This window comes from Maricaulis sp. W15 (genome assembly GCF_001924955.1).
GTDB classification, from domain to species: domain Bacteria; phylum Pseudomonadota; class Alphaproteobacteria; order Caulobacterales; family Maricaulaceae; genus Maricaulis; species Maricaulis maris.
In genome coordinates, this window is the sequence record NZ_LQXG01000001.1 from 597,623 (window position 1) to 611,486 (window position 13,864).

General features: G+C 61.9%; 15 protein-coding genes and 1 pseudogene. 11 read left to right on the top strand and 5 right to left on the bottom strand.

The genetic code is table 11. From position 1 onward, the window contains the following. Positions 1 to 39: 39 nt before the first annotated feature. The 6 genes from AWH62_RS02820 (at position 40) to AWH62_RS02845 (ending at position 7,583) form a co-directional block, all read left to right on the top strand. The gene (locus tag AWH62_RS02820; protein ID WP_075188917.1) at positions 40 to 2,841 is read left to right on the top strand and encodes a chemotaxis protein CheA; all 2,802 of its coding nucleotides are present in this window, start codon (positions 40 to 42) and stop codon (positions 2,839 to 2,841) included. After that, on the top strand, positions 2,838 to 3,323 hold the full coding sequence (locus AWH62_RS02825; protein WP_075188918.1) for a chemotaxis protein CheW: 486 nt from the start codon (positions 2,838 to 2,840) through the stop codon (positions 3,321 to 3,323). Before AWH62_RS02820 ends, AWH62_RS02825 begins: the two co-directional genes overlap by 4 nt. Before the next feature lie 14 nt (positions 3,324 to 3,337). Next, positions 3,338 to 3,712 carry a PleD family two-component system response regulator gene (locus AWH62_RS02830; RefSeq protein WP_075188919.1) on the top strand — a complete coding sequence of 125 codons (375 nt, stop codon included), beginning with the start codon at positions 3,338 to 3,340 and terminating at the stop codon, positions 3,710 to 3,712. A gap of 11 nt (positions 3,713 to 3,723) precedes the next feature. Then, entirely contained in the window at positions 3,724 to 4,917 is a 1,194-nt protein-coding gene (locus tag AWH62_RS02835) for a chemotaxis response regulator protein-glutamate methylesterase (protein ID WP_075188920.1), read from the top strand. 1 nt (position 4,918) lies between these two features. After that, positions 4,919 to 5,755, top strand: coding sequence for a protein-glutamate O-methyltransferase CheR (locus AWH62_RS02840; RefSeq protein ID WP_075188921.1), 837 nt, complete (start codon positions 4,919 to 4,921; stop codon positions 5,753 to 5,755). Positions 5,756 to 6,278: 523 nt separating this feature from the next. After that, positions 6,279 to 7,583, top strand: a complete 1,305-nt coding sequence (locus AWH62_RS02845) for an AraC family transcriptional regulator (RefSeq protein ID WP_158025542.1) — start codon at positions 6,279 to 6,281, stop codon at positions 7,581 to 7,583. Positions 7,584 to 7,631: 48 nt separating this feature from the next. On the opposite strand, the gene AWH62_RS02850 is transcribed toward AWH62_RS02845, so the two are convergent. Further along, on the bottom strand, positions 7,632 to 8,159 hold the full coding sequence (locus AWH62_RS02850; RefSeq protein ID WP_075188923.1) for a porin family protein: 528 nt from the start codon (positions 8,157 to 8,159) through the stop codon (positions 7,632 to 7,634). 309 nt (positions 8,160 to 8,468) lie between these two features. On the opposite strand from AWH62_RS02850, the gene AWH62_RS02855 reads away from it, so the two are divergent. The 3 genes from AWH62_RS02855 to AWH62_RS02865 all read left to right on the top strand — a co-directional run bounded on the left by AWH62_RS02855 (position 8,469) and on the right by AWH62_RS02865 (position 9,496). Further along, positions 8,469 to 8,777 (top strand): hypothetical protein, encoded by a 309-nt coding sequence (locus tag AWH62_RS02855; protein WP_075188924.1) that lies wholly within the window; start codon positions 8,469 to 8,471, stop codon positions 8,775 to 8,777. A 300-nt stretch (positions 8,778 to 9,077) separates the two neighbouring features. Next, on the top strand, positions 9,078 to 9,254 hold the full coding sequence (locus AWH62_RS02860; RefSeq protein ID WP_075188984.1) for a DUF1328 family protein: 177 nt from the start codon (positions 9,078 to 9,080) through the stop codon (positions 9,252 to 9,254). 47 nt (positions 9,255 to 9,301) lie between these two features. Further along, on the top strand, positions 9,302 to 9,496 hold the full coding sequence (locus AWH62_RS02865; RefSeq protein WP_143742886.1) for a hypothetical protein: 195 nt from the start codon (positions 9,302 to 9,304) through the stop codon (positions 9,494 to 9,496). Here the strand turns inward: AWH62_RS02865 and AWH62_RS02870 are convergent. The 3 genes from AWH62_RS02870 to ctrA all read right to left on the bottom strand — a co-directional run bounded on the left by AWH62_RS02870 (position 9,493) and on the right by ctrA (position 11,328). Beyond that, a complete protein-coding gene (locus AWH62_RS02870) occupies positions 9,493 to 9,918 on the bottom strand; it encodes a hypothetical protein (protein ID WP_075188925.1) in 426 nt (141 codons plus the stop codon). The two genes, AWH62_RS02865 and AWH62_RS02870, sit on opposite strands and share 4 nt — an antisense overlap. Positions 9,919 to 9,927: 9 nt before the next feature. Continuing rightward, complete coding sequence (locus tag AWH62_RS02875) at positions 9,928 to 10,500, bottom strand: hypothetical protein (RefSeq protein WP_143742887.1); 573 nt, start codon at positions 10,498 to 10,500, stop codon at positions 9,928 to 9,930. Between the two features lie 132 nt (positions 10,501 to 10,632). Continuing rightward, positions 10,633 to 11,328, bottom strand: a complete 696-nt coding sequence (gene ctrA / locus AWH62_RS02880) for a response regulator transcription factor CtrA (RefSeq protein WP_075188927.1) — start codon at positions 11,326 to 11,328, stop codon at positions 10,633 to 10,635. A 527-nt stretch (positions 11,329 to 11,855) separates the two neighbouring features. Between ctrA and fliI the strand changes: the two genes are divergently transcribed. Both fliI and AWH62_RS02890 read left to right on the top strand, forming a co-directional pair. Continuing rightward, positions 11,856 to 13,199, top strand: coding sequence for a flagellar protein export ATPase FliI (gene fliI / locus AWH62_RS02885; protein ID WP_075188986.1), 1,344 nt, complete (start codon positions 11,856 to 11,858; stop codon positions 13,197 to 13,199). After that, entirely contained in the window at positions 13,196 to 13,615 is a 420-nt protein-coding gene (locus AWH62_RS02890; protein WP_075188928.1) for a flagellar FliJ family protein, read from the top strand. The genes fliI and AWH62_RS02890 overlap by 4 nt, the downstream gene beginning before the upstream one ends. A gap of 146 nt (positions 13,616 to 13,761) precedes the next feature. Here AWH62_RS02890 and AWH62_RS17095 read toward each other — a convergent pair. Next, positions 13,762 to 13,864 (bottom strand): annotated as a pseudogene (locus tag AWH62_RS17095) (IS110 family transposase); the annotation flags it as partial.

Consider the following 13,864-nt stretch of genomic DNA (forward strand, 5'->3'; position numbering starts at 1 on the left):
GTCAGGTTGCTGTGGAATCAGAACCGTACGGGGCCTGCCATGGATGATCTCATCAGTGAATTCTTGACCGAAACGGGCGAAAGCCTGGACGTCATCGATTCTGAACTGGTGCGCTTCGAGAACAACCCGGAAGACCGGGCGATCCTCGATAATATTTTCCGCCTGCTGCACACCATCAAGGGAACTTGCGGTTTCCTTGGATTGCCGCGACTTGAAGCCGTGGCGCATGCCGGCGAAACCCTGCTGGGCAAGTTCCGTGACGGCGAGCTGAGTGTCAGCCCGCCAATGGTGACGCTGGTCCTGCAGGCGATCGACCAGATCAAGGTCGTGCTTGAATCCCTCGAAAACAGCGGTGTCGAGCCGGCCGGCGACGATGCCGAGCTGATCGGACGCCTGGAAGACGCCGCCATGGGCCGTCTGCCGGAACAGGCTGCCGAGGAAGTCCAGCAAGAGCCTGAAAACTGGGACGCCGATCTGGGCCGCGAACTGCGCCCCGGCGAAGTCTCGCTCGCCGACCTGGAAGCCGCTTTCAACAGTGCCGCCCCGGAAGTCGATGTGCCCGCCGTCCCGACGGCTGAGGTCGCACCTGCCGAGGCCGCACCCGTTGAGGCCGCACCGGTCGAGCATCTCGGTGTTGGCGATTTTGACCCCGATCTGGGCCGTGAACTGCGTCCGGGCGAAGTCTCTGCCGCCGAGCTTGAAGCCGCTTTTGCCAGCGCCGAGCCAGAAGTCAGCGTCGCGCCGACGGCCGAACTGATCTCCAAGGATATGAGCCGCGAAGAGGCCCTGCAGACGGCGATGGCCGAACTCAAGGGCAGCGATGAACATGTCATGGGCGAGGGCGGTGTGAAGGTCATGGCGACCGTCCGCGTCGGCGTCGATGTGCTGGAAGCGCTGATGACCACGGTGTCGGAACTCGTCCTGACCCGGAACCAGCTGATGCAGACCGTGCGCGGCCTTGAAGATGATGACCTCAAAGGTCCGCTGCAGCGCCTGTCTGCCGTGACCGGCGAGCTGCAGGACGGCGTCATGAAGACCCGCATGCAGCCGATCGGTGATGCCTGGCGCAAGCTGCCGCGTATCATTCGCGACGTCTCCACCGATCTCGGCAAGAAGATCGAACTGGTGATGGACGGCAATGATACCGAGCTCGATCGCCAGGTCCTCGAACTGATCAAGGACCCGCTGACCCACATGGTCCGCAACTCGGCAGACCATGGCCTGGAAATGCCGGCCGACCGCGTCAAGGCGGGCAAGTCCGAAAAGGGCACGATCAAGCTTTCCGCCTATCATGAGGGCGGCCATATCATCATCGCGATCTCTGATGATGGCATGGGCCTCAACACCAAGCGTATCGGCGAGAAGGCCCTGGAGAAGGGCCTGACCACGCATGAAGAGCTGGAGCGGATGACGGATCAGCAGATCCACCGCTTCATCTTCGCGCCGGGTTTCTCGACAGCGGAAAAAGTCACCAACCTGTCCGGTCGCGGTGTCGGCATGGACGTGGTGCGCACCAATATCGAGCAGATTGGCGGCGTCATCGACGTCACGTCGACGGCCGGCAAGGGCTCGAACTTCTCGATCAAGATCCCGCTCACCCTGGCCATTGTCTCGGCGCTCATCATCGGTTGTGACGAGCAGCGTTTTGCCATTCCGCAGCTTGCCGTTCGCGAGTTGGTGCGGGTCGGTGCCGGGTCGGATCATACGGTTGAAAACCTCAACGGGGCCCGCGTCATGCGTCTGCGTGACCGGCTCATGCCATTGGTCGACCTGCACGATGTGCTCGGTGTCGGCGAAGCCTATAACGGCGCGTCTGACGAAACCGGCTTTGTGGTCGTCCTTGACGCCGGTGGTCGCAATGTCGGCCTGGTCGTCGACAATGTCCTTGATACCGAGGAAATCGTCGTCAAGCCGCTGTCGGACTCGCTGCGCGGCGTCCACGCTTATTCCGGCGCCACCATTCTCGGCGATGGTTCGGTCATCATGATCCTCGACCCGAATGGTCTGGCCGGTGAAATCGTCACCGCCATGGATGATGAAGCCGCGATTGATACCGGCGCGCTCAAGGCAGCAGAAATGGCCAATACCCAGCGACTTCTCCTGGTCCGTGCCGGTGGCTCCGAGCCGAAAGCCGTGCCGCTGGCCCTGGTCACGCGCTTGGAAGAGTTCGAGCCGCAGGCCATCGAGAGCACCAATGGTCGCCTCGTGGTCCAGTATCGCGGCCGCCTGATGCCGATCGTGCCGATCGGTTCGGAAATCCGCACCATTGAGGGTCAGCGCCAGCCGGTACTCGTCTTTGCCGAGAACCACACCTCGATCGGTCTGGCTGTCGACGAGATCGTCGATGTGGTCGAAGAACGTGTCGATCTGCAGATGTCGTCCGACAAGCCGGGCGTCATCGGGTCGGCGATCATCAAGGGCAAGGCGACCGATGTCGTCGATATTGCCTGGTATCTCGACCAGTCGCGCGCCGGCAATATCCAGCGCCGTTCGAGCAATCGCCGCCGCCGCATCCTGCTGGTCGATGCCGACGCCTTCGCGCGCCGCATGATCGCACCGCTGCTGGCCGCTGCCGGTTATGACGTCACGCCCACGGGCGGCATGCATGAAGTGCACGCCATTGCCGAGGCGGGCGAGAAATTCGATGCCATGGTGGGTGATCCCAGCGCGCTCTCGCGCATTCGCCAGGAGGGCCTGTGGCCGAACCTGCCGACGCTGGCGGTCACCGATTGGCCGGAAGATACGCAGGCTGAGGGCCTGACGGCTGTGCTGCCGAGATCGGATCGTGGCGCCCTGATCGCCGCCCTCGACTCGGTGTCTCAAGAGGAGAAGGTGGCATGACCACGCATCACGGTGACAATGCTGAACTCAGCGCCGAGTCGATGAATGAATATGTCTCGGTCCGCATCGGTGACCAGCTCTTCGGGGCTCCGGTCGATGCGATCCGCGAAGTGTTCGCGCCGCAATCGGTGACGTCCGTGCCGCTCGCCCCGAGCGAAGTGGCCGGCCTGCTCAACCTGCGCGGCCGTATCGTGACCGCGATCGACGCCCGCCGCCGCCTCGGTCTGCCGCCGCGCGACGCCAATGATGCCGGAATGGCATTGGGTGTTGAGCGTGGTAGCGAAATTTTTGGACTTATCGTGGACAGTGTCGGTGAAGTGCTTCGTCGTCCGAGGGCGGAGCTGGAGCCGGTGCCGGCCCATGTCGACCCGACCTGGCGGTCCATGGTCAAGGGTGTGCACAGGCTGGAAAAAGAATTGCTCGCTGTACTCGATGTCTCGGCCGTAATCGGATCGGCCGGTGCCAAGGCAGAGGCAGCCTAGCGGAGGGTGTTGGGATGAAAACATGTCTGGTCGTTGACGACTCCCGGGTGATCCGGAAAGTCGCACGCAAAATTCTCGAAGAGCTTGATTTTGAATGCCATGAGGCGGGTGACGGGGCTGAAGCCCTGGAAGCCTGTCGCAAGCAGATGCCGGATGCGATCCTGCTGGACTGGAACATGCCGGTCATGAATGGACTCGACTTCGTCAAAGCCTTGCGCCGCGAAGAAACCGGTGATCGTCCGATCGTGGTTTTCTGCACCACCGAGAACGACATGGCGCACATCACCGAAGCTCTGCGGGCCGGCGCTGACGAGTATGTCATGAAGCCTTTCGACGGCGACATCATCGAGTCCAAGTTCCAGCAGACGGGTTTGCTGCGCGCGTCCTGAGGGAGTTTCCAATGACGGAACTCGCCCCCAAGGCGTCTCCCGCCCATTCCATTGCCAGGGTCCTCGTTGTCGACGACTCGGCTGTTGCCCGCGGTCTCATGACCCGTTGGGTCGAAGAGGACCCGGATCTCACACTCGTCGGCTCTGCCGTCGACGGTGAGCAGGGTCTTCGCAAGGCGACCGAACTCAAGCCCGACCTCATCGTTCTCGATGTTGAAATGCCGAAAATGGACGGGCTCGCTGCCTTGCCATTGCTGCTGAAGGCTGTGCCGGGCTGCAGGGTTGTGATGGCGTCGACATTGACCCGCCGCGGTGGTGAAGTGACGATCCGCGCCCTGTCGATGGGCGCTGCCGATTATGCGTCCAAGCCTCAGGCCGGCCGCTTGGCGGGCGCCGAGGAATTCCGCCGCGACCTGCTCTCCAAGCTGAAAGCGCTGGCACCGCGGCCAATTCCGCCAGTGCCGACCCAGCGCGATGTCCTGCCGTCAACGACACCGCCCACACCGGCAACGCCGACAGCGCGCACAACGACCGCGCCGCCGTCCGCCGCCGCCCCGGCCAAAAAAATGCATGCACCGGTGGCCCAGCCGCCGATGAATCGCGGTGGAACGCCGCGCCATACCGGGCGTCCGGAAATCATTGCGATCGGGTCCTCGACCGGTGGTCCGCAGGCCCTGCGTGATGTGATCGGTGCCTTTCCGGCCGATGTGCGATCGCCAATCGTGATCGCCCAGCACATGCCGGCCCTGTTCACCAAGATCCTGGCCGAACATCTGACCAAGGCCGGCAAGCTGGTGTGCAAGGAAGCGGAAGACAATGAGCGCCTGAAGCCGGGCTGCGTCTATATCGCGCCGGGTGATTTCCACATGACCATCCGCAAGGACGCGGCCGGTTACTATGCGGTGCTCGACCAGACACCGCCGATCAATTTCTGCCGTCCGGCGGTTGATCCCCTGTTCCAGTCCGTCGCCGAGGTTACCCGCGGCGCGGCGCTGGGGATCGTGCTGACGGGCATGGGCCATGACGGCCGCGAAGGCGCGCGCATGCTGCGCAATGCCGGCGGCACGATCCTGGCCCAGGATGAGGCGACGAGTGTCGTCTGGGGAATGCCGGGAGCCGTTGCCGAGGCGGGTCTGGCTGATGAAATTCTGTCCCTCGCGGACATGGGCCCGGGCATTGTCCGGCGCGCGAAAGGTGGGCTGTAAAATGATAAAACACGACGACATCCTTTTCGTTGCCGCAGAGGCGTTCAAGCGCTCCGGCCTGGTTCTGTCCGCTGACAAGGGTTACCTGCTGGAAAGCCGCCTGGCGCCGCTGGCGCGGGCCGAGGGCTATCCCTCGATCGAGGCCCTGATCACCGCAGCCCGGCGCGATGCCGGCGGTCGCCTTCTGTGGGCGATCACCGAGGCCCTGGCGACGCACGAGACCTTTTTCTTCCGCGACAACACGCCGTTTGACCTGTTCAAGCAGGACGTGCTGCCGGTCCTGGCCCGCGCCCGCGGCAATAATGGTTCGATCCGGATCTGGTGTGCCGCCTGTTCGTCAGGCCAGGAACCCTATTCGCTGGCCATGCTGCTTGAGGAAGAGCGCGCGCGTCTTGGCAATCTGCGTGTCGAGATCATCGCCACCGACATGGCGCCGCGTGTGCTGGAGAAGGCCAAGGCCGGCATCTATTCCCAGTTCGAGGTCCAGCGCGGCCTCGCCGTGCAACGCCTGGTGCAGCATTTCGAACAGCAGGGCGAACAGTGGCGCGTCAAGCCGAACATTCGCTCGATGGTGACCTTCCAGAAGCAGAACCTGCTGGAAAACTTCTCGGCGATGGGCACGTTTGATCTGGTCCTGTGCCGCAATGTGCTGATCTATTTTGATGCCGACACCAAGAAGAAGGTGCTGGCGCGCATCGCGACGCAGACGGCCCAGGACGGCTATCTGATTATGGGCGCCGCCGAAACCGTGGTCGGTCTTTCCAGCGATTTCTCGCCGGTCGAGGGACGTCGCGGCCTCTATGGCCGCCAGGCTGTCGCCAAATCAGCTGCGGCCTGATCCTGTCCGGTCAGGACGCGAATTGAGAAACCCCGCAGTGGCGACTGCGGGGTTTTCTTTTGTTTGTGGGCGACGGATCGTCCCCGACGGCCGGTCGTCTAGGACCGGCCCGAGCGGGTCGGTCGTCAGCGGCCCGGGCAAAACTGACTTTCCGATATCTTCAAGCGTGCCGTGCCGATGGCCAGGCCCACGAGTCAAGCGACGGGATGAATCATGACAGCCAGCATTCTTGCCGTCGTCGCGATGGTGATCGCCGAGGCGGGCTCCGCCACCACCCCCGCCATCTCGGCCAATTGACAGGGCAACGCGCTGCCGGGCCGCGGTGGACCCGTTGTCGATCTCAAGGCCAATCTCGGGGACGCGCCGGTCGCCTCTGTCGCCGGTCGTCATCGTCCATGTCGCACCGATCGCGTATGGGGTGTCGCTTTTCCCCTGTTTCGGCTTGCCGGTGCGGCCAGCTGCCGTGCCAGTCAGGGTCTCCTCGCCTTCATGACCGAGGCAATGGAGGGGGCGGCAACCAGGATTGACCTTGTTGGTACCGAAACCGAAGGTGGACATGATGGATTGGGCTTCAAATTTGTCGGATTACCCATTGGAACAACTCAAATTGGCGTTGCTAACCGCCGGGTTTTCGCAGTCGCTGCTCGTGGCCGTGATGCTGATTGCCTATGCGCGCAGCAAGGCGGAACCCCGCTTCTATCTGGGCGTCTTCGTCGGTCTCTACGGTTTGACATTCCTGGCCGAAATCACGTCCATGACAGGCGTCCTGACCGTGGCGCCCGGCCTCGCCGTGCCGCTTATAGCCGCGCCGATGTTTCTGGGTCCGCTTCTCTACCTGTACATCACCAAGGTCGTGAACCGCGAAGGTGAGCTTTCGGCACCGGTCAACCGACAACACTTCATTGCGCCAGCTATTGGGGCGGTGTTCACGTCGGGACTGCTTTTTGTGCCAACCGACGCGTTTGGCGGCTTCATCACTCAGGACGTCGACCCGGCCACTCCGGTCGACTTTCTTATCGTGTTGATGCTGGCCGTTGTCTTGTTGGTCACCTTCGTCATCACCCTGATCTACATCATCAAGGGGTATGCACTTCTGAACAGGAATTCGGCCAGCATTCGTGACGAGTTTTCCAATCTGGACCGCAAGCGGCTGAGATGGCTGAAAGTGTCGCTGATCAACATCTCGCTCCTGTGGGTGGTGACGATGGCGGCTGACTGGACCGACTGGTCGGAGGCATCGGCCGGCTTTATCGCGCTGAGTGTTTGGGAATTGCTGAGCTTTTATGTGATGGCGATCCTTGGACTGCGACAGGGCGTCATCTTCGGACCACAATCCCCGCCGCCGGCGCCCGTCGCGCCTGTGCCGCCGGGCAGTGCCCGGGACGATCCCGATGCGGGTCCGGACCCGTCCGATGGTCGGCAAGAGGCGGAGCAGAAATATTCCAAATCCGGCCTGACCCAGCGGGACATGGACCGTATCGCCGCAAAGATCCGGCAGGCTGTCCATGCCGACGGGATCTATCGCAACAGTGACCTGTCACTGACCCAGCTGTCGAAATGTATTGGTGTTCAGGCGCCCTACGTGTCCCAGACACTGACACAGGAGATCGGCAGTACGTTCTACGATTTTATCGCCCAGGCCCGTGTTCGGGCGGCGATGGAGATGTTGGCCGACCCCGACAGTTCGGAGTCGGTCCTGTCGGTCGCCCTCACGGTTGGGTTCAACACCAAATCGACTTTCAATGCCGCGTTCAAGCGCGTGAGTGGTACGACCCCAACCGAATGGCGGCGAAGCTGCGGTGGGCACCGCAACTCCGCCGCCGGCTGACGTCCGATCGCCACAGGGGGGCAGGCGATGGCGTACAGACCCTGCCTGCTAGAAGCGGCGAACGTAGGAAATACCCCAGCTCGACGCATCGTCTCGATCGTCGAAATCAGTCCGTGAGTATTCCAGCCGGACGCCATGTGCGTCGTTGAAGAAGAAGTCGGCGCCGGCGCCGAACGCCAAGCCGGAGTCGTCGCCGGACGGCCCGGCGGTGGCCTTGAAGTTGGCGACGTCGTAGCCGATGCGGGCGAACATGGAGAGGTGTTCGGATACCGGATACTCGCCGGCGACTGACACGCCATATCCGTAGCGGAAGCGGGCTCGTGGCTCTATGGACGAGCAATCTGTGCCAACCGGGCAATCAATCCCCGAGGAGCCGCTCAGACCGGACACTGCATTGGCCTCGACACGGATGAAGTCCGTGAGGTTGTAGCCCAGCCGGCTATTGAGCGAGTGGGCGTTGAATTCGTCAAATTGTTGGTAGGCGTAGCCCTCGGAGAGGGTGAAGCGCGAGTCTTGCGCATGGGCAGTTGCTGAGAAAGCGGCGACCAGAGCCGTTGTCAGGATCAGATGTTTCATTGTTTTTCTCGAAACTGGATTTGAACACGGATTGGAATACCGGCGGCCTTGGGCTCGGCGCAGTTTTGCTTGAGCGCCTTGACGCCCGGGGGGCGGCCACCGTTTGGACTTCCAGCCGGATCCAAGTGGGATGATCCCGTTGCCCAGACCCGGCTGATGCGTCTTGGTAGCGGTGTCGGTCGGTCGTGACGTCCGAGCCATCCGGGGCGGTCTGCCGGAGCTGCCAGCGAGGGCCGTGCCGTTTGGCTCGGACGCGGCATTTCGCCTGGGGCGACTAAGGTCCGGTTACGATCAAAACCGGAGCCCCGCATGACCTCACACATCAAGTCAATCATCCGCCCGACCAGGACTTGGCTGGCCGTTCTCACGATCGGGCTCTTCGTCAGCGGCTGCACGACATCCGAGCCGCTCACCTCACCGGACGGCCTCCCGGGCTTCTCGATCGATTGTTCGAGCGGTCGCTGGAGTGACTGTTATGAAGAGGCAAGCCGCTTGTGCCCGCAGGGCTATATCGTGATCGATCGCGTTGGTGACACGGACACGCATGTCTCAGAAATGGATGGCGACCTGAGCTTCCAGACCATGGTCAGCCGCGAACTGATGATCGAATGCCGGTAGTCGAGACCGCTGCCGATCACTGCCGCACGAAAACGCGACCGTGGTCAAAATCATGGACAGGTCTCACCTCCATCGTGGCGCTGTGGTCAACCATGCAGGGGGCGGCCGCCGCTGACCATGACGCCTGACCATCCGGGCCGGCGTAATGGTGTCGCATCGATCGGCGAATGCCGGCCCGGCCCCTGAACAGGGGAGGACAATTTGTCGGAGCGTCGCCAGGCAATACTTCAGCTTCGCGGCTGAACGGAACCAAAGCCGGTTCCAAGCATTTCACAGACATAGCCGAACCAGGAGATGATCATGTTAAATCTTGCTCTCGCCTTTTTCATTATTGCCGTGATCGCCGCCGTACTGGGTTTTGGCGGTATCGCAGCGGGCGCCGCGTCGATCGCGAAGATCGTGTTCGTCCTGTTTCTCTTTCTGTTCGCGCTCTCGGTTGTGGTAGGTCTGTTGCGCGGACGTAATCCGCGGATCTGACACGCAGACAATCCAGAATTCCTGAAGTCACACAGAAAGGAAATCCCATGTTGCGCAAATACATTCCGCTCGCCCTTACGGTCTCCGCCCTGGCCCTGGCCGGCTGCACCGACGGTGATGCCGAAAATGCCGGCGAAGAGGTCGACGCCGCGATTGAGGACGTCACCGGTGAAGACAGCGATACGTTTGAAGAAGCCGGCGAAGAGGTTGATGACGCGGCGGAAGAGCCGTCGCTCAACTAGTCGTCATTGTTCGGGGCGGTGATCACCGCTCCGGCGGCCAGCATCTGCAGTATGAGGCTGACCTCGCTTGTTAGCCTGCCCCGGAAGGATGGCGTATCGGTTGATGCCCGCAGGGACAGTTCGAACCAGCCACGAGAGCGCGGTCCTTGCGTCTCGCGCCAGATCATGAGCAAGGCTTGCCGCCCGTCATCGTCGCGCGCGATGCATTGATGCCAGATATGGTGGATGCCATTGCCGTCCGGCAGGCCGTCGCCGTCGGTCACGGTCTCAGCGCCTTGGAAGGCGACAGTGATCGCCCACCACGCCCCGACAGCGTGCGATTCGGCTTCGAGATCACGGGTCGCTGTAGCCAGCCGCTGAGCCAGCCGCGTCGAGTCCGGGAAGCTGATATTGCCGTTGGACTGGTCGGTGAGGTCGTCCATCAGGACAATTCACTGTTGGGGGGCGTCCATGTTGACCGGTTCGTTGACGCGGATATCTGACACGACCGCATCGGACATGGCGGTCAGCAGGCCCATGCCATCAGCCAGAAGGTCGGGATCGGTCGCCTGTATCGTCACGATGCTGCGCACAAACAGGTTTTGCTCCCCGATCATGGTCTGCAGCAGCAGATCTCGCGTGAGGGCGGAGGCGCCGTCTACATCCTCGGCAAACAGGCATAGCGTGCCGTCGAACGCGACACCGTGGCGGCTGACCGTGCGAAACGGCTCGATCGTGTCGCACGGATCGGCCTCCGGCTCGGTCGTGGTCAGGTGAAAGCCAATGGCAGCGCTCCACTCGCCATCCTGCCCGGCGGCGCGAGCTTCAAGCCGGTCACTCAAGGCGTCAATCTGCCGGGCCAGTGCCTGGCCGTCGTCCAGGCTGAAGCGGTCCCCCGCCTGAGCGGCTAAGCGATGGAGATCCGCCACGATTTCCGGACCAGAGATCCGATAATGGTCCTGTGCTGCAGACGGCGCCATCAATACAGTCGATAGGATAGCTGCGATAAAGGCCTCTTTGATCATCATCCCCTCCCTGGTCGCCCGGGAAGGTAAGGCGCAAATCGTCAGGTCGCCCAGCCCCTGAACAGGGGAGGCGCCAACAAAAAAGGCCCGGGCGGGCAGCCCGGGCCTTTTTATCACGCTGAGACCGGTGGATCAGGCTGACGCCTTCTCCTCGACCGGGTCGCGCAGCACATAGCCGCGGCCCCAGACCGTCTCGATATAGTGTTCGCCATTGGTGGCCGCTGCGAGCTTCTTGCGGAGCTTGCAGATGAAGACGTCGATGATCTTCAGTTCCGGCTCGTCCATGCCGCCATAAAGATGGTTCAGGAACATTTCCTTGGTGAGCGTCGTTCCCTTGCGCAGGGAAAGCAGCTCGAGCATCTGGTATTCCTTGCCCGTCAGGTGGACGCGCTGTCCTTCGACCTCAACCGTCTTGGCGTCGAGATTCACGCCGATCGAGCCGGTCTTGATGATGGACTGGGAATGGCCCTTCGAGCGGCGCACGATCGCATGGATGCGGGCGACCATCTCGTCCTTGTGGAAGGGCTTGGTCATATAGTCGTCGGCGCCACAGCCCAGGCCGCGCACCTTGTTGTCGATGTCCGCATTGCCGGTGAGGATCAGGATCGGGGTGTCGACCTTGGCCACGCGCAGCGTCTTGAGGACGTCGAAGCCCGGCATGTCCGGCAGGTTCAGGTCAAGCAGGATGATGTCGTAATCATACAGCTTGCCCAGATCCACGCCCTCTTCGCCGAGATCGGTGGTGTAGATGTTGAAACCCTCGGATTTCAGCATCAATTCGATGGACTGGGACGTTGCCCGATCGTCCTCAATAAGAAGAACCCGCATATGGTTCGCCTCCGGTTTTGCTACCCGGGCGAATCAGTGCGCGCCCGGTCTCATCTGGTGATTAACCTTATTTGGACGCTATGCGGAAACCCTTAACGAAAGTTAACTGCGTCTTGACCCAGTTTTGGAATCGCAGATTTCCGAAATTTCCCCGGAAAAGCTTGATTCGGATTTCGCGTTAACCATTCAAGGGTTAACGGGGGTGCCAGGGCCATCATCGCGGTGAAATTGTGCGGATTGATCAAATATGCACGGTATAAAGTATTCCCAGTGAGTTGCGATTTTCACCTGTGCAGACAGGCAAATCGGCTCAGGATTCCCGCGATCCGATCGACCAGGCTTATCCACAGGCAATTGTTGCGACTGCGGGACTCAGGATTGGAATCGGAATCCGGCCTCGGTCAGAATCACCGCGTTTCCAAGGCTGCAGAATCTGCCGGGTGTTTACGTCGAGGCAACCGACGGCCCTTAAACTGTCCGGGAAGTGGCATTTGCGCCACATTTGAGAAGGCGGGCTGACCCGTATGATGCAAACGCTGATCGATCGCGTCGGGCGACTGGATGACCGGATCCTGGAAGGACGGGTCACCGCGCTCAACGGGCTGCTTGTCGAGGCGGAGGGGCCCAAGGCGGGCCTGTCACTCGGAGCCCATGCCCGGATCGACACCGGTAATGGCATCGCTGAATGTGAAGTGGTCGGTTTTCGCGGTGAAACGGCGTTGATGATGCCGTTTGGTCCGCTTGAGGGCATTCGACCGGGCGCCCGCGCGCTGCTCCAGCCGGAAGCTGCCCGTGTTCGCCCGAGCCAGTCCTGGCTGGGCCGTGTGCTCGACGGGTTCGGGCGCCCGCTTGATAGCGGTGCGCCGCTCACCGAAGGCGGCACGCCCTATCCGCTCAAGGGCAATCCGCCCAGCGCCCATGGTCGCGCCCGTCTGGGCGACCGCATGGATATGGGCGTGCGCGTCCTCAACAGCTTTGTGCCCATGCGTCGTGGCCAGCGCCTCGGTATTTTTGCCGGATCGGGGGTCGGCAAGTCGGTGTTGATGTCGATGCTGGCGCGCGCCTGCGATGCTGATGTGATTGTCATCGGCCTGATTGGCGAACGGGGCCGGGAAGCACGTGAATTCGTGGACGACGTGCTCGGGCCGGAAGGTCGCAAGCGCTCGGTCGTGATCACCGAAACCTCGGACGCGCCGGCCCTGGCCCGCCGTCAGGCGGCGCATCTGACATTGACCGCGGCGGAGTATTTCCGCGATCAGGGCCTTGATGTGCTGTGCCTGATGGACAGTGTCACCCGTTTTGCCCTCGCGCAGCGCGAAATCGGCCTTGCCGCCGGTGAACCGCCGACCACGCGCGGCTATACGCCGTCGGTATTTGCTGAATTGCCACGGCTACTTGAGCGTGCCGGACCCGGTCCCGAACGCAAAGACGGCAAAAAAGCAGGCTCCATTACCGGTCTTTTCACTGTTTTGGTGGATGGTGATGACCATAACGAACCCATAGCCGATGCCGTACGAGGCATCCTGGATGGACATGTGGTCATGAGCCGAGCCATTGCTGAACGGGGGCGCTACCCCGCCATCGACGTTCTCAAGTCGGTCAGCCGGACCGCGCCTGAAGTCTATGACGCAGCCGAGCGACCTCTCGTCGCCGAGGCGCGAAAGCATTTGTCGGCCTATGCCGACATGGAAGAATTGATCCGTCTGGGTGCTTACACCCAGGGATCGAATCCGGCGGTGGATCGGGCCATAGAGCTCAACGATCCGCTGGAAGCGTTTCTCGGGCAGTCAAAAGACGAGGCGGCGGACATTCCGTCGACCTTCGCGATGCTGTCGGAGATTTTGGGTGGTGGTGAAGGAGTGCGACAATGACACGCTCACATGAACCCTTGATCCGGCTGGCCCGGTTCAAAGTGGAAGAACTGCAAAAGCAGATGGCCGAGCTGGATCGCTCCCGGGCGGCACTGATCGGACAGATTGAGCGGCTCGAGGCATCCGTGCCGGAGGAGCAGGCGGCTGCGACGCAGTCGAAAGAGGGTTATGTCGCCTACGGCTCCTATGCCCAGGCGGTCATCAAGCGGAAGGAAAACATCCGCGCCTCGCTCGATGAGGTCGACGTCCAGGCCGACGCCCTACGCGACCGGCTGTCGGAAGCCTTCACTGATCTCAAGAAATACGAGCTGCTGGAAGAACGCCGTCTGGCCCGGATCGAACAATCCCTCCGCGCCGCCGAACAGGACGAGCTCGACGAAATCGCCCAGATTCGCCACGGCCGCCAGTCGCACTGATCGCGCGAATTCTGTGACGACGCAAAAAGGCCCCGGACCAGCTGGTTCGGGGCTTTTTTGTTGTTTGGGCGCGGATACCCCGCCAGGATTGTCATCCCTGCCGGATGTCCGGCGAAGGCCGGACGCAGGGCAGGCAACTGTTTTGATCAGGCCTGGAATGGGCGTTGGTCTCGGATGATAGCGTTGAGGGTTATGAGGAGTTTTCGGGCGACGGCGATGAGGGCGAGTTTTTTGGGTTTTCCGGCGTCG

Bases quoted from the DNA above. Each gene is read 5' to 3' on its own strand.
- AWH62_RS02820 (WP_075188917.1), top strand. From the start codon at position 40: ATGGATGATCTCATCAGTGAATTCTTGACCGAAACGGGCGAAAGCCTG.
- AWH62_RS02825 (WP_075188918.1), top strand. From the start codon at position 2,838: ATGACCACGCATCACGGTGACAATGCTGAACTCAGCGCCGAGTCGATG.
- AWH62_RS02830 (WP_075188919.1), top strand. From the start codon at position 3,338: ATGAAAACATGTCTGGTCGTTGACGACTCCCGGGTGATCCGGAAAGTC.
- AWH62_RS02835 (WP_075188920.1), top strand. From the start codon at position 3,724: ATGACGGAACTCGCCCCCAAGGCGTCTCCCGCCCATTCCATTGCCAGG.
- AWH62_RS02840 (WP_075188921.1), top strand. From the start codon at position 4,919: ATGATAAAACACGACGACATCCTTTTCGTTGCCGCAGAGGCGTTCAAG.
- AWH62_RS02850 (WP_075188923.1), bottom strand. From the start codon at position 8,159: ATGAAACATCTGATCCTGACAACGGCTCTGGTCGCCGCTTTCTCAGCA.
- AWH62_RS02855 (WP_075188924.1), top strand. From the start codon at position 8,469: ATGACCTCACACATCAAGTCAATCATCCGCCCGACCAGGACTTGGCTG.
- AWH62_RS02860 (WP_075188984.1), top strand. From the start codon at position 9,078: ATGTTAAATCTTGCTCTCGCCTTTTTCATTATTGCCGTGATCGCCGCC.
- AWH62_RS02865 (WP_143742886.1), top strand. From the start codon at position 9,302: ATGTTGCGCAAATACATTCCGCTCGCCCTTACGGTCTCCGCCCTGGCC.
- AWH62_RS02870 (WP_075188925.1), bottom strand. From the start codon at position 9,918: ATGGACGACCTCACCGACCAGTCCAACGGCAATATCAGCTTCCCGGAC.
- AWH62_RS02875 (WP_143742887.1), bottom strand. From the start codon at position 10,500: ATGATCAAAGAGGCCTTTATCGCAGCTATCCTATCGACTGTATTGATG.
- ctrA (WP_075188927.1), bottom strand. From the start codon at position 11,328: ATGCGGGTTCTTCTTATTGAGGACGATCGGGCAACGTCCCAGTCCATC.
- fliI (WP_075188986.1), top strand. From the start codon at position 11,856: ATGCAAACGCTGATCGATCGCGTCGGGCGACTGGATGACCGGATCCTG.
- AWH62_RS02890 (WP_075188928.1), top strand. From the start codon at position 13,196: ATGACACGCTCACATGAACCCTTGATCCGGCTGGCCCGGTTCAAAGTG.